This is a genomic window from Senegalimassilia anaerobia JC110 (genome assembly GCF_000236865.1).
Lineage (GTDB): Bacteria > Actinomycetota > Coriobacteriia > Coriobacteriales > Eggerthellaceae > Senegalimassilia > Senegalimassilia anaerobia.
In genome coordinates this window covers 11,859-32,305 of the sequence record NZ_HE611015.1, presented here as the reverse complement: position 1 = coordinate 32,305, position 20,447 = coordinate 11,859, and the positions used below count along the sequence as shown (strand labels likewise).

The following is a 20,447-nucleotide window of genomic DNA, read 5'->3' as shown; positions in this document are numbered from 1 at the left end:
CCACCGCCGCTGCGAAGGGATTGATTCGCAGTGCTTATCGTCGCTTCACCGTATACGCTTCGCAAACAACCGAGCAGCGCACATGACGCAAGGCAATCGGGCCGGGCATATTGCCCGGCCCGATTCACGTAGGCGTCGATAACGCGCCTGCAGATGAAAAAGCCGCCCAAGGGGCGGCTTTTCGTTTCCTTAGTACACCATGCCCATGGCTTCGCGTACTTCTTCCAGGGTTTGGTTCGCAATCTCGTTGGCGCGGCGATTGCCTTCGCGCAGGACGTCCTTCACATAGTCCATATCGCCCATAAGCTCCACGCGGCGCTCGCGAATGGGAGCTAGGAAATCGTTCACGCTTTCGGTGACGTACTTCTTCAGCTGGCCCGAACCGCCGTTGCCGATCTCCTCGGCGATCTCCTGCTCACCGCGGCCGGTGCACAGCGAGGCCGTGGTGATAAGGGCCGACACGCCGGGGCGATTGTCGGGATCGAAGGTGATGAAGCGCTCGGAGTCGGTCTGGGACTTCTTAATGAGCTTCGCCGTCTCCTCGGCAGTGGCCGCCAAGCTGATGGCGTTGCCATAGCTCTTCGACATCTTGCGACCGTCAAGGCCGGGGATGAGCACGGCATCGGTGAGCAGACCCTCGGGCTCGGGGAACACATGGCCGTAGCGCTCGTTGAAACGACGAGCGATCTGACGGGTTTGCTCGATGTGCGGAAGCTGGTCCTTGCCCACGGGCACGATGTTGCCCTTGCAGAACAGGATGTCACACGCCTGATGCACAGGATAGGTGAGCAAAAGACCGGTGAGCGCGTGGCCGGAGGCCTCCTGCTCGGACTTCACCGTGGGATTGCGCTCAAGCTCGGCCTCGGTGCACAGGGAAAGGAACGGCAGCATGAGCTGGTTGAGCGCCGGCACCTGGGAGTGGGTGAAAATGATGGTCTTCTCCGGGTCGATGCCGCAGGCCAGGTAGTCGATGACCATGTTGTAGACGTTGTCCTGGATGTTGGCCGTGGTGTCACGGTCGGTGATGACCTGGTAGTCTGCGATGATCACGCGAGAGGTGACGCCCAGGTTCTGCAGCGCCACACGCTCGCGGATGGTGCCGAAGTAATGGCCCAGATGCAGCCTGCCCGTGGGGCGATCGCCCGTGAGCATGCAGTATTTGCCGGGATTGACGGAAAGGTCGGCGCGAATCTCATCGCTGCGTTTCTTGCTGGCTTCGAAGCTATCGCCCATCATGCCCTCACATTCATAGTTAGGCGGGAATTCAGTAGTTGTTCCAGTATAGCGCTTATGCCCGATGCGGGCGCGCACCATCTGAAAGCGTTTGGCGCGAGACGCAAGGGCAAGGCCGGCTGCCCGCGATTCCCGCCACCCATCTGGCCGAACCCACCGACGAGCTTCCCGAGACGCTTCCCAGCTCGCCTCCCCTTCCCTGCAGAAACGCAACTGCGCTTGATGCCGGACGCCCGCCAGGTTGAACCTTGCCGAAGCGCTTTCCGGTTCGCCACCCCGTTTCTCAACTGCCAAGCTTCGCACCGCCGAAAACATGGCACAATGGGAACCATCCGCCAGACGAGAGAAGGAGCGCACCATGGAAAACCCTCGCACCCTTGCATTCGCGCAAACGGCGCAAACCATCATCAAGCAGCTTGAGCGCCGCAACATGGAAGGCTATTTCTGCGAAACCTCCGCCGATGCCGTGGAACTGGTGCGCAAGCTGGTGCCCGCCGGGGCCTCCATCGCTTGGGGCGGCACGGAAACGTTCAAGGAAACGGGCGTGAAGTCCATGCTGGAAGCCGGCGATTACCGCATGATCGACCGCGCGAAGGCAACCACGCCCGAGGAAGCGCGCGAGATTTTGCTGCAGCACTTCGCCAGCGACTGCTTCTTCATGAGCGCCAACGCCATCACGCGCAAAGGCGAGCTGGTCAACATCGACGGCAACTCCAACCGCCTTGCCTGCCTGCTGCATGGCCCGCGCGAAGTATACGTACTGGTGGGCATGAACAAGGTAGTGGAGGACGTGGACGCCGGCATCAAGCGTATTCACACCACGGCATGCCCGCCCAACGCCGCGCGCCTGCACACGGACACGCCCTGCGAGCGCACCGGCGTTTGCGGCAACTGCCACGAGGCCGGATGCATGTGCTGCAACGTGGTGGTCACGCGCCACAGCCGCCAAGCCGGCCGCATCAAGGTGATCTTGATCGCCGAGGACCTTGGGTTCTAGACGTTAGTCGGTTACGTGAAACCCATTGCCCCTATGAATGCCCGCACTGCCGGATTTCGGCGATGACCTGATGACAAGATGGCGAACGCGTAGCCAACTATTCTTATGATGCAAGCATAACTCGCTGCCAACGACCGCGCCGCATCCCGATAATAGAATGCAAGAGAAAAGGCCAGGAGCACCAAGCTCCTGGCCTTAAAAGTTTTGGTGGGCCCGCCCGGATTCGAACCGAGAACCAAAGGATTATGAGTCCCCTGCTCCACCGTTGAGCTACAGGCCCGATTGCTGCGGCAACGTTCGCTTTTGCGAAACGCACCTTCATCGCGCTTGAAGCATGCGGCGAAGTTCAACTGAAGAGTCCACTTCGACGCATTTGAAAGAAAAAGGCCGGAACCACTTGATTCCGGCCTTGTCATTCGTGGTGGTCGCTACAGGATTTGAACCTGTGACCCCCGCCGTGTGAAGGCGATGCTCTCCCGCTGAGCCAAGCGACCGTGTTGCGTACTTCGTAGCGCGCTCGATATATATTACGGGAAAGGACCCTACCGCGCAACCCCTGATTTCAACTTTTTTGAAAAAGTTTGGTTGCGAGAAAACTCCTGTATACCTACAATCGATATAGGGTTTTGGCAACACCATCTCCGACACGATGCCAAACCTCACCCTCCAGCAGAAAGAAGAAGCATGAAGCAACACCTTACGCTACGCTGGTGCCTGCTCGCCATCGGGATCGTCGTCATGGCCGCAGGCATCGTCCTCGTCACGAAATCAGCTACGGGCAACACCCCGATCTCGTCGACGGGATACGTGCTCAGCGTGGCCTTCCCCAACGTATCGTACGGCGTGTTCATGTTCTTCTGGAACATCCTGCTGCTGATTGGGCAGATGATCATCCTGCGCCGCCGATTCCAGCTCTTGGCGTTGCTGCAGATTCCCATCAGCGTGCTGTTCAGCCTGAGCATCGACGGGTTCGCAAGCCTGCTTTCCTGGTTTGCACCCGCAAACTACGCCGAATCCCTGGGCATGCTCGCCCTCGGCATCATCACACTTGCTGCAGGCGTATCGCTCACGGTTGTTGCAAATGTGGCCATGAACTGCGGAGAGGCCTTGGTAGCCGCCATCACCTCGAAAACCGGGTGGAATTTCGGCCACACCAAGGTCGGCTTCGATATCAGCTGCGTCATCATCGCCTGCGCGGTTTCGCTTGTCACCATGGGAAACGTGACGGGCGTCCGCGAAGGCACCGTAGCGGCCGCGGTTCTCACCGGGTTCGTCGTGAACTTCTTCGTTCGCAAGATGGGCGGTGCGCGCCCTCCCTTGAAAGCAGGCGGGAAAGCGTAACAGGCGGCAACGGCCAGAAGCACGTCGCACGAGCAAAGCGGTCGCACCAGCAAAGATATGCATGGTGTAGCGGGAGGGTCTGAAAGTGCGTTGCACAAGGCGCTGCGCTTGCTGCAAGATGCAAAGCATAGTCGATGCTAAGAGCACGCAGCGCATTTGGCAAGATCGCCCATTCGCTGCTCGTGCACATAGCGGCAAAACGGCAGGAGCCTGAAAGCGATACAGCTTTCAGGCTCCTGCCTTATATAGAGCTAGTTGGGCGAGTTAGATGCCGTCCGTTTTACGCGCGCTTCACCAGATAGCACTTATGGATGCGCGGATTGCGCTCAAAATCGTGCGGGATGGTTTGCGCCGTGATGTCCTCAAGCGCAACCCCGTACTTGCCCAGCTGCTCCATATCGGGCTTGAACGAGCGCAGGTTGCAGCTGAACACCGCCGTGCCTTCCTTCGTGAGCAGGCGCGATACGCCCACCAAAAGCTCGACGTGGTCGCGCTGCACATCCCAGGTGCGCTTGCCCATGGACTTCGAGTTGCTGAACGTGGGCGGGTCCACGAAGATCAAATCGAAGCGGCGCGGGCTGCGGCGGCAATCGGTGATCCAGTTCATCACATCGCCGCGCTCGAAGCTGTGCGCACGCCCGGTGAAACCGTTTTGCTCCATGTTGCGCTCGGCCCAATCTAGGTAGGTTTGCGACAGGTCGACCGTGACGGTTTCCACCGCCCCGCCCGCCGCGGCCTGGACCGTTGCCGAGCCCGTGTAAGCGAACAGGTTGAGGAAGCGCTTGCCCGCGGCCATCACGCGCACCATGGCGCGCGTGTCGCGATGGTCGAGGAACAGGCCCGTGTCCAGATAGCCGGCAAGATCAACCTCAAGCAGGCACCCTGCCTCGTCGACATGCGTGACGTAGTTGCGCTTTCCCGCACCACGGTACTGCCCGCCGCCCTTGTCATGGCAACGAACCTTCGAAAACACGTGGTCAGGACGAACACCCAAGACCACCGGAGCCAAGGTGAGGATATCATCGAAGCGACGGCGCGCCTTATCGGGGTCGATGGAGCGCGGCGGCGCATATTCGGCGATATGAAGGTATGTATTGCCCGCAGCCTGGCCGGCGCCGGTGTACACGTCGATGGCAGCGGAATAATCCGGCAGATCGGCATCATAGACGCGATAACATGTGACGCCTTCACGGCGCGCCCACTTGCGGCGCTCCTTGGCGACCTTGCGCAAACGATCGGCGAACTGCTGCGAGGATTCCTCGAACACCTCGACCTTATGCTCTGCGCCGCCGTTGGCATCCGGCACCACGGCCTGGGCAAACTGCGCCGGAGGCCGCATGAACAGCAACACCTGGGTTTCCACGCGCCCGCGGCCGAAGCGCAGCGTGTCGGCGGCGTCGACGCCGAACCGCCCCTGCACGCCCTGCCCGCCGGCGACGGCATACAGGCTGCCCGCCGGGACCGCCGCAGCAGCCTTCACGAACGCCGCTGCCTCCGCCTGGGCGCGAGCCTCGGACTGAATGCGGTCGCCCGCCGGCATGTTGGACGCCACCAGGCACGGGCACAGCTTGTCCTGACCGCTATCCGTCGGACGCCTGCTCTGCAGCCGTTCGGCCACATCGCATGCACGCTTGGCCATATCCGCCACGGTATGCGCATCTCCCAGCTCAATGCTGACCACCTGGCGCAAACCGGCGCGTTTGGCGCGGTTGCGGGCGCGAGCGATGGCAGGGCTTGAGTTGGTGGCGCCCACGATGCGCACACGCTCAAGATCGGGGCGATCGGAAGCCGACGCGTTTGCCGCGCCGGCGCCGCCGACGGCCTCCAATCCTTCTTCGAAACGCTCATCGGCCTCGTCGAGCAGACGTTCCCAAGCCGGTTCGTCGAACGCGGCCCAGCCCATGAAACCCCAGCGGCTGCGCGCCAAGCCCGGAGCCATATCGCACGCCGCAGCGGCAGCCTCCACCACCAGCGAGCCGTCGCCGCACGCCGGGTCGACCAACGCAGCGGCGTCGCGCATGCCGTCCCACTCGCACATGGCCAGCACGCCCGCGGACAAGGCGCACTCGAGCGGGGCGTCCTGACCCGCATCAGGCTCCAGATACGGGCGCGCGTACAGCGATTCGCCGGAAAGGTCCAGCGAAACGGTAGCACGGCTGTCGCGGATGCGCACGTCGATGTTGGCGTCGGCGTTGGCGCTATCCACATCGGGGCGCGAGCCCGTGCGCTCCCTGAGCGCATCGCAGATGCCGTCCTTGACCTTCAGCTCGGTGAAATGCGTGTTGCGAAGCTCTTCGTTCATGCCGTGCGCGCGAACGGCGATGCTGGCCCCGGGCGCGATGACCTCATGCCAGGGGATGCGGCGGATGCCCTCGTACAGCAAGCTGGCATCGCCGGCGTTCACGCGCTTGACCACAAGCGTGACGCGCGAGGCCAGACGAGACCACAGGCACACTCGCTGTGCCACGGCCGCCGTGCCGAAGAACGCCACGCCGCCGTGCAGCGGGCGGATGCGACGGCCGCGCAGGCGCTTGAGCTCGTCGGCAAGATATTGCTCGAACCCGGCCAGGCAGCTGGCGAAGAACTCGTATTCATCGTATGCGGGAGAAGTCATCTGGATGCCTTTCGTGGGCGATGGGTCTAGCTAGGGGCGTTTGCCGCCCGAAAAGAAACGCGGGCCTTACGACCCGCGTTTCCGTTAATCTTCCAGGTAATCCTTCAGCTTGCTGGAGCGGGAAGGATGACGCAGCTTTGCAAGCGTCTTGCTCTCGATCTGGCGGATACGCTCGCGCGTGACGCCGAACTCGCGACCGACCTCCTCGAGCGTGCGAGGATGGCCGTCCTCCAGGCCGAAGCGCAGGCTGATGACCTTGCGTTCGCGCTCGGCAAGGCCGTCGAGCACCTTGGACAGCTGCTCTTGGAGCATGCTGAAGCTGGCAGCATCGGGCGGCACCACGGCGGCGTCGTCCTCGATGAAGTCGCCGAGCTGGGAATCCTCTTCCTCGCCGATAGGCGTTTCCAGGGAAACGGGCTCCTGGCTGATCTTCTGGATCTCGCGCACACGCTCGGCGGGAAGGCCCATCTCCTTGCCGATCTCCTCGGGCGTTGGCTCGCGACCGAGCTCTTGCAGAAGCTGGCGCTGGATGCGCACGAGCTTGTTGATGGTTTCCACCATGTGAACCGGGATGCGGATGGTACGCGCCTGGTCGGCGATGGCGCGGGTGATGGCCTGGCGGATCCACCACGTGGCGTACGTGGAGAACTTGAAGCCCTTCGTGTAGTCGAACTTCTCGACGGCGCGGATCAAGCCAAGGTTGCCTTCCTGGATAAGGTCCAAAAACAGCATGCCGCGGCCGACATAGCGCTTGGCGATGGACACGACCAGACGCAGGTTCGCCTCGATGAGCTGCTGCTTGGCATCGATGCCCACCTGCTCCACGCGGCCCAGACGGCGCTTCTCGCGGCGCTCGAGCTCGCGGCCCTCCTCCTCGGCCTTGTCAAGCTCAGCCGCGGCGGCGACGCCGGCTTCGATCTTCATGGCCAGGTCGATCTCCTCGGCGGCGCTGAGCAGCGGGACCTTGCCGATTTCCTTCAGGTACATGCGCACCGGGTCGCCGGTGAGCATGGTAACGTTGGCGGCCTCGTTGCGCTTGCGCACCGAGCTGCGGGTCTTCTTCGTGCGCACCTTGGGCAGCGACACATCGGAAGCGGCCTTGAGCTCCTCCTCGGGGATGCCCTCGAGCAGGTCCTGCTCCTCGCCGTCCTCGTTGATGTTGGACTCCGGCTTCTCGTCGGATGCCGCCTCGGTGCTGCTCATATCGGGCTCGACGTCGTCGACGTCGAGCACGTCCTCGTCCTCAAGCACCTCTTCGACCACCGCGGGGGCAGCGGCCGGCTTCGCGGATTTCGCGGTCTTGGAAGCGGTTGCCTGGTTCTTCGAAGCTTGAGCCACGTGTTCTTCCTTTCGACAGGATAAAAAACGCGCCTATTGCCATTCCGCAAATGGGCGCAAATATGCATCAAATTAAGATAGCATAATCTGCACGTCAGAGCAAGTCATCAGGGTCAACGTCCACGGCGACGTTCACCCACTTGTCGGCCTTGCGGCGTCGGAACACCGGCAGAAGCACTGCGGACACGTCGGCGTCGGCGGGGCACTTGACCACAACATGCCAGCGATACGTGTTGCGCAGCTTCGCGAGCACGCACGGGGTTGCCGGCAGCACGCTCCACCCGTCGCCGCCGAAGGCGCGCGCCTGCTCGGCAAGCTCGACCGCGAGCTCGCGAGCGAGCGCCGCCACGTCGGCCTCGTGGGCGCCCCATACCAGCACGTTCGCCATACGCACGTACGGCGGATACCCGAGCATCTTGCGCTTGGGCAGCTCGTCTCGCAAAAACAGCGCGCGATCGTAGCGCGCCGCGGCGCGGATGGGCGCGGCATCGGCCTCGTAGGTCTGCACGAGCACGCGCCCGGGCAGCTGCGCGCGGCCGGCGCGGCCGGCAACCTGCTCGATCAGGTCGAACGTGCGCTCGTGGGCGCGGAAGTCGGGCAGCTGCAGCTGCGTGTCGGCGTTGATGACGCCCACCAGGGTGACGTCGTCGAAGTCAAGGCCCTTCGCGATCATCTGCGTGCCGAGCAGCACCGCCGCCTGCGCCGCCGCGAACTGCTCGAGCAGGCGCTCGTGCGCCCCCTTCCCGCTGGTGGTGTCGGCATCCATGCGGATGATGGGCACGCCCGGCCCCACCCCGGGCATGGCGTCGAGCGCACAGCGCAGCTCGTCTTCCACCCGCTGCGTTCCCGCGCCAAACTTCTTCAGATAGGGGCTCGAGCACTCCGGGCACACCGCCGGCGATGCCTGCCGGTAACCGCAATGGTGGCACGCCAGGAAGTTGCCTCGCTCATGGTAGGTGAGCGACGTGTCGCAGTGCGGGCACTTCGGCACGAAGCCGCATTCGCGGCACAGCAAGAACTTCGCGAAACCGCGCTGATTGAGCAAAAGCACCGCCTTGCGCCCCTGCGAAAGCTCCTCTTGCAAGGCCCGCGTAAGGGCGGCGGAGAACATGGAGCGAGAACCCTCAGCAAACTCGCGCGCCATATCCACCACGCGGACAGCCGGCATCGGGCGGCCGTTGGCGCGCTCGGGCAAGCGGACCTGCGCCCAACGCGGGTGCTTCGCGCACCGGTAGAGCGCCTCGATCGACGGCGTGGCGCTGCCGAGCACCACCGCAGCTCCGCTGCGACGGGCCATCCAGCACGCGACCTCACGCGCATGGTAGCGCGGGGCGCTGTCCTGCTTATAGCTGCCCTCGTGCTCCTCGTCGATGACGTAGAGCCCCACGTTGGCGAGCGGGGTGAAAAGCGCGCTGCGCGCACCCACCACCACGCGGGCCGCGCCGCTGCGGATGAAGTCCCATTGGTCGTAGCGTTCACCGGCAGACATGCGCGAATGCATGACCGCCACGGTATCGCCGAAGCGTCCGCGGAAGCGTCCTACCGTCTGCGGGGTCAGCGAGATCTCGGGCACGAGCACGCACGCCGTGCGACCCTGCGCGAGGACCCGCTCGATGGCCTGCAGATACACCTCGGTCTTGCCCGAGCCCGTGACGCCGTCGACGAGCACCACGTGGCCGTCGGCGGCATCGCAGGCGGAGGAGATGGCGTCGAGCGCCTGCTCCTGGCCCAGGGTGAGCTGCGGCTTCCGCGAGGGAACATGCGCTGCGTTTTCGTTGCCCGCCGCCAGGTCGGCATCGTCGGCGCACGACCGGCCCGCATGGCCTTCGCAGGCGGTAGCGAAGCCGGCGGCTCCCCCCTCGACGGCACCCCCGCCAGCGGCCTCCCCGAAGCCGACCGTCTCTTCGCCAGCAGCGTCCCCGAAAGCACCCGAAACCGCGCGCTGCGCGATGCGCGCCGCGTCTTCGGAAAACCCGCGCATGCGGCGGCGATGCTCGATGACGACCGCGCCCTTCGCCTCCAATGCCTTAAGCGTCGAGGAAACCGAGCCCAGCTGAGCGGTCAACTCGCTGACGCGCAGCTGCCCGCCGCGCAACGCTTCCATGACCGCGACCTGCTTGACGGCGTTCGCACGAGGCGTGAACTCGGAAAACGCCGGGCCCGCGACCACCCAGCGATCGTCCACCTGGCCGACTGCGGGCTGCTCGAGGCGCCAACCGCCATCGCGCCCGTGCACCATGCGCGGCACGCCGCCGGGCGGCGTGAACAGGCGCACGCACGCCGACAGCGGCGCGATATAGCGTTCGGAGAGCCACTGGGCGCACGCGGCACCCTCTTCATCGAAATACGGCTGACTGACGGCGCGCTCGATGGCCTTGAGCTTGCCCGCGTCGATGCCCTGCGGCCACTGCGGCCCGCCGGGCTGCCCATATTCGCCGATCGACACCACGAAGCCCACGGCGCGCCGGTGACCGAACGGCACCAGCACAGCGCAGCCCACCGAAATGGCGAAGTCGCGCCCAAGCGGGCCGTCGTCGCAATCGCCCGCGCCTTCGCATGCGGCGGCGAACAGCCCCTCTTCAGGGACCGCATAGGTATAAGGCGCATCGAGCGCCTGCGTAGGTATGTCCAAGATCACAGATGCCAGTTTCATAGCGCACCAGTATACCAGCGTTTCGCGGAAAGTCCTCGAAAAGGCGAACAGATATACGCTTTTCGAGAATCGCCTGCGCTCGTGCCCGATTCTCCCGTCGGTCCCGCATTCCGGTCGATACCGCGACCATTCGATAGGGATGGCGAAGCAACTCCCGCGCGCATCGGTGTGGCGGTCGCCGACATGGCGATCTCTCCACAGCATGCCCGGAACGCAGGTAAGCCCGCCGGCGAGCGCGGCATATCCCGGAACCCCGGACTATGCCGCGCTTTCTTCCAGCGGGCTTTCCCTATTTCGAAACATCGATCGCACCCGCCGCCTTCCGCAGCGGGCTTCCTAGCCGATCCGGCCCGGCGTCGTTTCGCAGCATGCGTTGCGATCGGCGCAAACCGGTCACGCGCCACGCCCTTCTGCCGAAGGCGCCGAAAACGCTTACTCCAGACCGCAGGCCTTGCGCAGGGCGTCCGCGCGGTCGGTTGCCTCCCAGGTGAACTCGGGAAGCTCGCGGCCGAAGTGGCCGTAGGCAGCCGTCTTGCGATAGATGGGACGGCGCAGGTCCAGGTCGTCGATGATGGCGCCGGGGCGCAGGTCGAACACCTCGTCGATGGCGCGCTCGATGTCGGCCACGGGCACGCATTCGGTGCCGAACGTGTCGACCATGACGGACACGGGGCGAGCCATGCCGATGGCATAAGCCACCTGCACCTCGCAGCGGTGCGCCAGACCCGCGGCCACCACGTTCTTGGCGACCCAGCGGGCGGCGTAGGCCGCGGAGCGGTCGACCTTCGTGCAGTCCTTGCCACTGAATGCGCCGCCGCCGTGACGGCCCATGCCGCCGTAGGTGTCGACGATGATCTTACGGCCGGTCAGGCCGCAATCGCCCATGGGGCCGCCGATGACGAATCGGCCGGTGGGGTTGATGTGGATGCCGGCGTCGGGGGCAAGCTCCACGCCCTCGCGCTTGAGCACGGGGCGGATGACGTTGGCCTCGATCTCGGCGCGCAGCTGCTCGGTGGAGATCTCCTCGGAATGCTGCGTGGACACCACGACCTTCTCCACGTTGACGGGCTTGTCGTCGATGTAGCGGACCGAGACCTGGGTCTTTCCGTCGGGGCGCAGGTAGGGCATGGTGCCGTCCTTGCGCACCGCTGCCAGCTGCTCGGCCATGCGCTGTGCCAGGTAAATGGGCATGGGCATGAGCGTGGACGTCTCGTCGCAGGCGTAGCCGAACATCATGCCCTGGTCGCCGGCGCCGACCTTCTCGTAGGGGTCGTCGCCCGCCTGGCCGTGCTGGGCCTCGTAGCTCTCGTCGACGCCCTGGGCGATGTCGGGGCTTTGGTCGTGGATGGCGTTGAGCACGCCGCAGGTATCGCAATCGAAGCCGTACTTCGCGCGATCGTAGCCGATCTCGCGCAGCACCTCGCGCGCAAGCGCGGGCACGTCGACGTATGCCTGGGTGCGGATCTCGCCGGCCACGATGATCATACCGGTGGTGGCCATGGTCTCGCAGGCGCAGCGCACCTGCGTGGGGTCGGCCGGTTGGCCGGACGGGGAAACGTAGCCCTGCCCGGCAAGCTCGATCTCCTTCTCAAGGATAGCGTCGAGCACGGCGTCGGAGATCTGGTCGCACACCTTGTCGGGATGACCCTCGGTGACGGACTCGGACGTGAACAGATAAGAAGAATGCGCGTTGGCCATTGATGCTCCTCCTTCATCGTTGTCGGCCGGACCACCTTGGCGCTTTTGCGCCAGGTTGGTGTCGGGATCTGCGAGCCAACCCTCTCCCCCGACTCTTGATAAACGGATATGTTCGGACGGTGCGCGCCGCCCGCGTTTATGCTAGCTGCGAACGATACCACATGGGCATCATTTTGTATGCCCTGCCCGTCGCGCTCGTGGAATCACCATATATCCGCACGCGCGGTATATGGGCGTATCCGAGGTTCCCCGTCCTGCTGCATCAACGCGGCTCCTCGTTTGCTAAACTGGGCGGAAACCAACCCGATCGGGAAAAGAGGACGCATGACGCATACCGCACCCCAGCCTGCCGACCAGCCCGTTTTCAAGAACGCAGCCTATACCCAGGAGTACATCGACATCGCCGAATCCCTTGACGGCGACATCCCCGGCCGCCGCGCAGCGCGCGCTTATATGGATTCCTCCACGGCCATCGTGCATCATCGCGTGGTGTCCACCAGCTTCGTGCCGAAGCTCTACGACGCCGCATCGCGCCAGGTCATGCGCGAGGTGGTGGAAACCACGCACCGCATCCTGTGCAAGGTCATGCAGCACTACCTCGACGACGCCGAGTACCGCAAGATCTTCGACTACGACCCGCGCCTAGCCGAGCTGATCTTGGTCCCGCGCGGCTACGATGCGCTGCTTCCCTTCGCCCGCTTCGACATCTTCTTGGACGAGAACACCGGCGACGTGGCGTTTTGCGAATTCAACGGCGACGGCAGCTCGGGCATGAACGAGAACCGCGAGATCACGCATTCGGTGGAGGAAACGGCCACCTTTAAAGAGTTCGCACGCCGTCATCACGTGGAGGGCTGCGAGCTGTTCGACGCGTGGGTGCGCGAGTTCGCCGCCATCTACGCCACCTATGAGCATCGCGTGGAAAATCCCCGCTTCGCCATCTGCGACTACCTGCAAAACGGCGTGGTCGACGAGTTCCACCTGTTTGCGAAGCGCTTCACCGAGGCCGGGCATCCCTGCACGGTGTGCGACGTGCGCGACCTGACCTTCGACGGCGAAGTGCTGCGCGACAAGGAAGGCCAGCCCGTCCACGCCATCTGGCGCCGCTGCGTCACCAACGACGTGCTGGAGTTCTGGGACGAGTCGCAGGCGCTCATCGAGGCCGTCAAGGCGCAGAAGGTGGCGCTCATCGGCAGCTTCGCCGGCCATATCGTGCACGATAAGCAGATCTTCGAGGCGCTGTTCAACCCTGCCACCCAGGCGTTTTTGACGCCCGAGGAGATCGCGTTCGTCGAGCGAACCGTCCCGCAGACGCGCTATCTGGACGAGAAGGAGGTCGACCTCGACGCCGTCCGCGCCGACAAGGACGCTTGGATCATCAAGCCCACCGACGCCTACGGCGCGGCCGACGTGTACGCGGGCTGCTTCCAAACGCAGGAGCAATGGGAACAGATCATCGAGAAGTTCGCCAACGGGGCCGCCGGCGCCCCCTTCTTGGTGCAGCGCTACATCACGCCGTTCAAGACGCAGATCCTCACGCCCGACGACGGCATCGCCGACATGGCCGATGACCAGGTGCAACGCGAGCCGGTGCTGTACAACAACCTGGAGGGCCTGTACTGCTACAACGGCACGTTCCAGGGCATCTTCAGCCGCTTAGGGCCCTTCCCCACCATCAGCAAGCCCATGAAGGGCATCACCTGCGCCACCATCTGGGTCGACTAAAACGCGCCCAGTCTGCCCTGCTCGCGGCCCCCAAGTCCCAAGACGCGGGGGCCGCGGCCGTTTCACCCTTCCCCCAACACCTGCGAGGCCCCTTTCACATGACCCGACTGTTTAACGGAATCGTCGCCTTCGGCAGCGCACTGCTACTGGCCGTCACACTCATCGGCGCCGGCTTCGCCGTCGTCGCCATCCCCGACGCGGCCACCGCAACGCTGTCGCGCGCGTTTTCCGGCTGCGACCAGCCCAGCACCCCGTTCACCGCCGACGAGCTGACCTCCATGGCCATAGCCGGCAAGCATTACACCTTCGACGACAACGACCGCGAAAAGCTTGACGCCGCCATCGCCGAGGCCAACGCCGCCGCCGAGGCAGACGGGCGCGCCACCGCGTCGGCCAGGGAAAGCGCCGCACGCAACTTACCCGCTGACGCGATAAGCCACCTTGACGATGTCTACCGCGTGGCATGCGTGGCAAAGCCCGCCCTCGTGATCGTGGCCATGTTATGCATCGCAGGCCTTGCGCACGTGGCGGTGCGCATCGGCCGGCGAGCGCTCGGTCGCACGCTTATCGCGGGCGGCGGGTTGGTGCTCGCGGCGTTTTGCGCGCTAGGGGCATGGGCGGCCATCGACTTCGACGGGCTGTTCGCCGCCTTCCACAGCCTGTTCTTCCAGGCGGGAACCTGGACGTTTCCCTACGACAGCCTGCTCATCACCTTGTACCCAACCGCTTTTTGGATGGGCATGGGCGGCATCTGGCTTGCAGCTACCTGCATTGCCAGCATCATCTGCATCATCGTAGGACGATTGCTGCGCAGTGAAACTGAATAACGTACTGGATAGAATTTGTTCGGCAAATGGAAGGGCGGCATCGAGATGCCGCCCTTCCATTTGCCGAACAAATTAACCTTGTGGGTTAATTCAATAACATTTTCCGATATCTTTAATGTGCTTCTTAGAAGAAGCGTTACATATACGGACGAAAGGAGACTCGCAATGAAGAGCCTCGTCGCCTCGAAGTACGACAACGATAACTCCGCTCAAGGACGCGCGAACAACGACAAACTATGCTCTGGCTGCAAGCAATATATGAGCACGCGGGGGCAAGCAATACAAACCTGCGAGCAAAGCACGCCAACCTGGACGCAATACAAAACTAGCAAAGATAACTGGTACATGTCACTATTCTGCGCAGGCATAATCGACACCGCAACCGGAAAGCGATCGGGGCGCACAATGTCCGTGCAAGGCTACGCTCTACTCGGGCCCATCGTGTACCCCAACGAAGAAATCAAAGTCCTTGGGGTACACGATGGCTGGAATACTTGCACTCGGCGCTTTAACTTCTGCTTCCCAAACTACAAGGACACTGATGGGGCCTTCTATGGATAGCAAGAAAACAGCTCTGATTGCCGCATTGGTTATTCTCACGCTATCGATTCTGTGCCTTTCCGTAATTACTATAAGCTCAATCTGTTCTTCGCGCAAAACAGCCGACGAAAGCAGCAGCTCCCCGTCGCAACAGACTATCTTCAACCCCATCAATGACATCGAGCCCGAAACCAACAAATCGAAAACCATGACGAACGGATTCAGCATTGATAACAACGTCAGCGGAGACAGCCCTGCCGTAATTATCACAACGAAATGTTCGGTTCAAGCCATCGAAATTACCGAAGACGAACGAAACCTCGTGACAATAACTTCTTACGCCAATGAATTGACTGATCTAATTGGTGCACAATCTCTAATTCTTGACTGCACGCCACGAGTCGATAACAGCACCGCTCCGCCGCCTCCCGACGTCGGATCAGATGCAATCGCCGAATTCGGATGGCCGCAGGGGTCGAACCCGCCACTAGGATCAATCAAGGCAATTAGCAATTAGCAAGGAGACCACCATGGAGCATTGCTCCGATTTCAAGCACAGCAAACAAGCTGAAATCAAAATCAAAAACACGGCTGCGATAATCGCTCGTGTTTTCACGATTTTGTTTGTGTTATCAGCAATAGGCCTACTAGCCTATTTAGGCGTTTCTGTATATTCCTTTATCAGCAACAACGATGCATCCTTACTAAGCATTTTTTATCCAACGATCCAGCTCGCAACGGCATGTATTACTCTACGGCTTATGTATGCACTGTTTCGCAATATCGCAAACGGCAAGTCGCCTTTAACTAAAAAACACGCAACAATCCTTGCAATCATTGCATCTCTCTTACTTGCAAGCTGCCTAGTCGAAATTGTCATGCAATTAATACCTGCAGTAAGCGAACATATTTTTCAAGTTGGATCTTTCGCAGAAATCGGATACGTGCAAGACCCTGCCACCAGCTCCTTACACATTGACTTGAAAACCGCAGTCATGGCTGCATTCTGCTACGCCGTTTCAGCCGTGTTTTCTTATGGAGCCGATTTGCAGCAGCTATCAGACGAAACAATTTAATATGAGCAAAATTATAATTGACATCGATAGCGCAATGCGGCTCAAGGGGCTCAACAATAAAAAGCTAGCGGCCATTCTTGGCTTAACAGAAGTTCACGTTAGTCGATTGAAGAACACAAACATCAAAGCAATTCGTCTTGATACCCTAAATTCTCTTTGCGAAGTGCTTGAGTGCGAGCCCGGGGACATAATCAAGCGAATTCCCTAAAAGCCAATTCGTCAATCGCTTCGTGCTCGTATAGCTCATAGAAATACTTATTCATAGCGCAGTACGAATCGGGGCTATCGAGCTGCACGTTTCCCTTTGGTTTCGTTTTTAAAATAGCCAGAATAAGACTTCCTCTTAACCGACCGAGAGAAGAACATGCATGACCTCCAGCGAAGAGAAATGCACTTCTATTGCCCCAAACGAAATAAGCATCCCTCATTCATGAGACTCGGGCAACCGCTTAATCGACGAGCGTCAAGCATTAGCAAGTTCAATCACATCGTTTAGCAGTATTTCGCATTTTGGGTGGTAAACGCATATGCCCATCTTGCAGCTGCGCTCAAGCCGCCTATACTGAAACAACTGATGATTCAAACACGTAAAGGAACTAACGAACCATGACTGAGAGCAAACCGGTGCGCGTCCGTTTCGCGCCTTCCCCTACGGGCAAGCTGCACGTCGGCGGCGCCCGCACGGCAATCTACAACTGGGCGTTCGCCCGCGCCACAGGCGGCACCTTCATCCTACGCATCGAGGACACCGATCCCACCCGTTCCACCGAGGAGAACACGCAGGTCATCCTGAACGCCATGAAGTGGCTCGGCCTTGACTGGGACGAGGGCCCGGAGGTCGGCGGCGAGTGCGGCCCGTACTTCCAGACCCAGCGCTTCGACACCTACGCTGACGCCCTTGAGCGCCTAAAAGAGCGCGGCATGGTCTACCCGTGCTTCTGCACGAAAGACGAGCTTGACGCCAAGCGCGCGAAGGCCGAAGCCGAAGATGGCGGCTATGCCGGCTACGACCGCACGTGCCGCGATATCGACCCCGCCGAGGCCGCCCGCCGCATCGAGGCCGGCGAGCCGCACGTGTGGCGCCTGAAGGTGCCGCTCGAGCACGGCCCCATCGAGTTCGACGACGCCGTCTACGGCCATATGTCCTTCCCCGCCGACGTCATGGACGACATGATCGTCGTGCGCACCGACGGCACGCCCACCTATAACTTCGCCGTGGTCTGCGACGACGCCAACATGGGCATCACGCACGTCATCCGCGGCGATGACCACCTGTCCAACACCCCACGCCAGATCCTCATCTACGAGGCCCTCGGCTACGACGTGCCCACCTTCGCGCACCTGTCCATGATCTTGGGCTCCGACGGCCACAAGCTGTCCAAGCGCCACGGCGCCGCCAGCGTCGAGGAGTTCCGCGACAACGGCTTCCTGCCCGACACCATGGTGAACTTCCTGGCGCTGCTCGGCTGGAGCCTTGACGGCGAGACCACCATCATCGACCGCGAGACCCTGTGCGCCAAGTTCACCCTGGACCGCATCACGAAGAAGGACGCCATCTTCGACCAGACCAAGCTCGAGTGGATGAACGGCCAGTACATCCAGCGCATGGGCGCCGACGAATGGGTTGCCGCAAGCCGCCCATGGCTCGTGCAGGCCGGCGCATCCGAGGCCGACATCGACGCGCGCCCGGAATGGTACGCCAAGCTCTACCCGCTGGTGTCCGAGCGCCTGCAGCGCCTCGACGAGGTGCCCGCGAAGCTCGCCTACATGTTCTGGGGCGCCAACGTCGCCGAGCTCGACGAGAAGTCGGTGAAGAAGGTGCTACTCAAGGAAGGCGCCCGCGCCGACGAGGCCCTGGCAAACTGCCGCGCCATCCTGGCCGACGAGTCCCGCGCCTGGGAAGCAGCCGGCCTTGAGGCCGCCTGCCGCGAGCTGGGCGACAGCATGGACATGAAGCTGAAGTTCGTGCTGCAGCCGCTGCGCGTGGCCGTGTGCGGCAACATGGTCTCCCCGCCGCTGTTCGAGTCCATCGAGCTCATGCCGCGCGAAGATGTGCTCGCCCGCATCGACCAGGTCACCGAGCAGGTCATCGGCGCATAACCCGAACACGGAAGGCACCTGTTGACCGAAACCAACCAACAACAGCCGTATCAGATCCCGCAGCGCATCCTCGTGCTGCGGGATCTGTGCATACGCACCCGAGGCGCCGATTGCACGCGCTGCGGCGAAGCCTGCCCGAAAGGCGCCCTGTCCTTTCCCGAGGGCAAGCCGCCCGTCATAGACAATGCTGCTTGCTCGCTGTGCGGCATCTGCCAGGGAACCTGCGACGCGTTCGCTTCCACAAGCTATACGCTCACGCAGGCCCATGCCGACGCGCGGCGGGCCGCCATGGGCGCCAGGCCCGCTATCATCACCTGCGCTGAAAACGTCTCGGAGCAAGACGACCTCGCAAGCAACGTGGTGACGCTCCCCTGCTTGGCCATGCTACCGGCCCAGCTGTGGGCCGCGCTGCTGGCCGAAGGGGCCGATGTGCAGGTGGCCATCGACATGGAGCGCTGCGAAACTTGCGCGAAGGCGGGCGGGCCTGCGCAAGCCCTCTACGCCGAGCGCATCGCGCAAGCCGAGGAATGGACGCAGCGCAATGTGGGGTTCGCGCCGTCGCTGCCCCAGGCCGCTGACGAGGGCCTGCTCGCCGGGCTTGCCAACGCCGGCGCCGACGGGGACCGCCGCAGCCTGTTCACCGACATGCTCTCGCAGCTCAAGGACGCGGCATCGGGCACCACGCGCGAACGCACCGACGCCCGCCTGCAAACGCTGCGCGAGCAAAACGAGCGGTTCGCCGCCCATCAGCGGCTCGACCTGGGAAACGGCACGCAATTCAACAAGTTCGCCCCGCACGGGCGCGTGAAGCGCGTCATGGGGGCATCGCGAAACCTGCTGCTGCAGGCGCTTGGCGCCCAGCCCGATATGGCGGCGCGGGTGGAGCTTTCCCTGCCTGAAATAGACGCCGATGCCTGCGAGGGCTGCCTGCGCTGCACCCGCGCCTGCCCCACCGGTGCGCTTGTGCCCGACGCCCAAGACGGCACGCTTACCCTCGACTGGCGCTACTGTATAGGCTGCGGCCTGTGCGAGTCGGCGTGCCCCCGCAATGCCATCACGTTAACAACCAAGCCCGTCTCCGAGGCTGCGTGCTAAGATAGCCGGGAACAAACCGTTAGGAGCGCTTCCATGAACCAGCCTCGCAACAACCATGATTCCAATCCCTACGAATCAACTCAACAAACGCCCCCGCAAGGCGAACAGCCCGAAACCCCTGCGGGCGCTACGCAAGCACACGGATCGCAAGCAGGCGGCAACGCCGGCATGAGCCCCAACGACCCCGCGCATTCGGCAGCGTCGCAAAGCCCGCAGCCTGACACGGCTGCAAGCCCTGTACAGGCGCCCGGCAACGCCGACCCTGCCGCCGTCCCGCAAACCGCTCAGCAGCCTTCCGTATACGCCGCCGCCCCGCAGGCTCCCTACACGCAACCTTCCTATGGCGCACCTCAGCCGCCCGCAAACCCCTATGCTGCCGTCGCGCCGAAACCTGCGAAGAAGTGGCCTTGGGTGCTTCTGGGCTGCGCGCTGGCGTTTCTCATGGGGCTTGGCGGATGCGTGGGCTTCGCCACCGTGGGCATGGTGGCCGATTCGCTTCACAGCCGCGCCGACGGCGTGCATTCGTTCGATTTCGACGACCTGCCGTACGGCTACGACCCCGATGACCTGCCTGATAGCGATTATTACGGCGGCTTCACGCTTTCCGACATCAAGGAGGCGGCAGGCGACCTGCCCTGCGATATCGACGACGAGGGCAAGGCCGCCCCGGGCGTGTACGTGGTGGGTCGAGACATCGACGAGGGCCTGTACTTCCTCCAGGGAAACCCGTCGACCGAATCGGAGTGCTACCTGTTCGATCCCGAAGGGTTCGGCACCTACAACATGGACGCCGCGGTTACTTACACGGGCAATTACTTCGCCGATCTTGAAGACGGGCAGGTCGTCGTGTTCATGCCTAGTTCCGCCAGCATGCTGATGATCCCCGCCGACCAAGCCGATTTCCAGCCGCAGGCACCCTACGCCAGCGGCCTGTACCGCGTCGGCCAAGACATCCCCGCGGGAACCTACTCCATTGCCGTCAGCCCCGATGCCCCGCGCAACGCCTCGCAGGACTACGCCGCCTACGTGATGAAGGACCTCGACTTCGACGACGATTCCATCACCGACTCCAAGCCCTTGCTGCGCGGAAGCACGCAAACCATCACCGTGGAAAACGGCGAATGGCTGGAGCTGTTCGGCACCACAGCAACGCCAACTGAATAACCCGCACAAGCCATCACGCGCCCTTCGACAAGCATCGGAGGGCGTT

15 protein-coding genes, 2 tRNA genes and 1 riboswitch are annotated in these 20,447 nt (G+C 62.6%); of the genes, 10 read left to right on the top strand and 7 right to left on the bottom strand.

Annotation, left to right across the window (positions count from 1 at the left end; all coding sequences use genetic code 11):
* Positions 1 to 189 precede the first annotated feature (189 nt).
* Entirely contained in the window at positions 190 to 1,233 is a 1,044-nt protein-coding gene (gene trpS / locus SFHG_RS03455; RefSeq protein ID WP_392391956.1) for a tryptophan--tRNA ligase, read from the bottom strand.
* 358 nt (positions 1,234 to 1,591) lie between these two features.
* Here trpS and SFHG_RS03450 point away from each other — a divergent pair, with 358 nt between their 5' ends.
* Positions 1,592 to 2,230: a lactate utilization protein gene (locus SFHG_RS03450; RefSeq protein ID WP_042433811.1), complete on the top strand. Its 639-nt coding sequence runs from the start codon at positions 1,592 to 1,594 to the stop codon at positions 2,228 to 2,230.
* A 205-nt stretch (positions 2,231 to 2,435) separates the two neighbouring features.
* On the opposite strand, the gene SFHG_RS03445 is transcribed toward SFHG_RS03450, so the two are convergent.
* Both SFHG_RS03445 and SFHG_RS03440 read right to left on the bottom strand, forming a co-directional pair.
* Positions 2,436 to 2,510, bottom strand: a tRNA-Ile gene (locus tag SFHG_RS03445).
* A gap of 139 nt (positions 2,511 to 2,649) precedes the next feature.
* Positions 2,650 to 2,724 (bottom strand) — tRNA-Val (locus SFHG_RS03440).
* A 190-nt stretch (positions 2,725 to 2,914) separates the two neighbouring features.
* On the opposite strand from SFHG_RS03440, the gene SFHG_RS03435 reads away from it, so the two are divergent.
* Positions 2,915 to 3,571, top strand: a complete 657-nt coding sequence (locus SFHG_RS03435; RefSeq protein ID WP_042433809.1) for a YczE/YyaS/YitT family protein — start codon at positions 2,915 to 2,917, stop codon at positions 3,569 to 3,571.
* A 280-nt stretch (positions 3,572 to 3,851) separates the two neighbouring features.
* Here SFHG_RS03435 and rlmKL read toward each other — a convergent pair whose 3' ends face one another.
* From rlmKL to metK, 4 genes are all read right to left on the bottom strand, one after another.
* Positions 3,852 to 6,185, bottom strand: coding sequence for a bifunctional 23S rRNA (guanine(2069)-N(7))-methyltransferase RlmK/23S rRNA (guanine(2445)-N(2))-methyltransferase RlmL (gene rlmKL, locus SFHG_RS03430; protein ID WP_042433805.1), 2,334 nt, complete (start codon positions 6,183 to 6,185; stop codon positions 3,852 to 3,854).
* A gap of 84 nt (positions 6,186 to 6,269) precedes the next feature.
* On the bottom strand, positions 6,270 to 7,523 hold the full coding sequence (gene rpoD / locus SFHG_RS03425) for an RNA polymerase sigma factor RpoD (RefSeq protein WP_042433802.1): 1,254 nt from the start codon (positions 7,521 to 7,523) through the stop codon (positions 6,270 to 6,272).
* A 94-nt stretch (positions 7,524 to 7,617) separates the two neighbouring features.
* Entirely contained in the window at positions 7,618 to 10,176 is a 2,559-nt protein-coding gene (priA, locus tag SFHG_RS03420; protein WP_042433799.1) for a replication restart helicase PriA, read from the bottom strand.
* Positions 10,177 to 10,608: 432 nt separating this feature from the next.
* A complete protein-coding gene (gene metK / locus SFHG_RS03415; RefSeq protein ID WP_042433795.1) occupies positions 10,609 to 11,874 on the bottom strand; it encodes a methionine adenosyltransferase in 1,266 nt (421 codons plus the stop codon).
* A gap of 10 nt (positions 11,875 to 11,884) precedes the next feature.
* Positions 11,885 to 11,979, bottom strand: a riboswitch (SAM riboswitch).
* Between the two features lie 219 nt (positions 11,980 to 12,198).
* On the opposite strand from metK, the gene SFHG_RS03410 reads away from it, so the two are divergent.
* The 8 genes from SFHG_RS03410 (at position 12,199) to SFHG_RS03375 (ending at position 20,401) form a co-directional block, all read left to right on the top strand.
* The gene (locus SFHG_RS03410; RefSeq protein ID WP_042433793.1) at positions 12,199 to 13,599 is read left to right on the top strand and encodes a carboxylate--amine ligase; all 1,401 of its coding nucleotides are present in this window, start codon (positions 12,199 to 12,201) and stop codon (positions 13,597 to 13,599) included.
* 98 nt (positions 13,600 to 13,697) lie between these two features.
* Complete coding sequence (locus tag SFHG_RS03405) at positions 13,698 to 14,426, top strand: lipoprotein intramolecular transacylase Lit (RefSeq protein ID WP_042433791.1); 729 nt, start codon at positions 13,698 to 13,700, stop codon at positions 14,424 to 14,426.
* 553 nt (positions 14,427 to 14,979) lie between these two features.
* Positions 14,980 to 15,483, top strand: coding sequence for a hypothetical protein (locus SFHG_RS10580; RefSeq protein WP_148514750.1), 504 nt, complete (start codon positions 14,980 to 14,982; stop codon positions 15,481 to 15,483).
* A gap of 13 nt (positions 15,484 to 15,496) precedes the next feature.
* Positions 15,497 to 16,042 (top strand): hypothetical protein, encoded by a 546-nt coding sequence (locus SFHG_RS10575; RefSeq protein WP_042433788.1) that lies wholly within the window; start codon positions 15,497 to 15,499, stop codon positions 16,040 to 16,042.
* On the top strand, positions 16,002 to 16,250 hold the full coding sequence (locus tag SFHG_RS11235) for a helix-turn-helix domain-containing protein (protein ID WP_081468922.1): 249 nt from the start codon (positions 16,002 to 16,004) through the stop codon (positions 16,248 to 16,250). The genes SFHG_RS10575 and SFHG_RS11235 overlap by 41 nt, the downstream gene beginning before the upstream one ends.
* A 398-nt stretch (positions 16,251 to 16,648) precedes the next feature.
* Entirely contained in the window at positions 16,649 to 18,142 is a 1,494-nt protein-coding gene (gene gltX / locus SFHG_RS03385) for a glutamate--tRNA ligase (RefSeq protein WP_042433782.1), read from the top strand.
* A 21-nt stretch (positions 18,143 to 18,163) separates the two neighbouring features.
* Positions 18,164 to 19,237, top strand: coding sequence for an ATP-binding protein (locus SFHG_RS03380; RefSeq protein ID WP_052297791.1), 1,074 nt, complete (start codon positions 18,164 to 18,166; stop codon positions 19,235 to 19,237).
* A gap of 33 nt (positions 19,238 to 19,270) precedes the next feature.
* Positions 19,271 to 20,401: a hypothetical protein gene (locus SFHG_RS03375; protein ID WP_052297790.1), complete on the top strand. Its 1,131-nt coding sequence runs from the start codon at positions 19,271 to 19,273 to the stop codon at positions 20,399 to 20,401.
* The last annotated feature ends 46 nt before the right edge of the window (positions 20,402 to 20,447 follow it).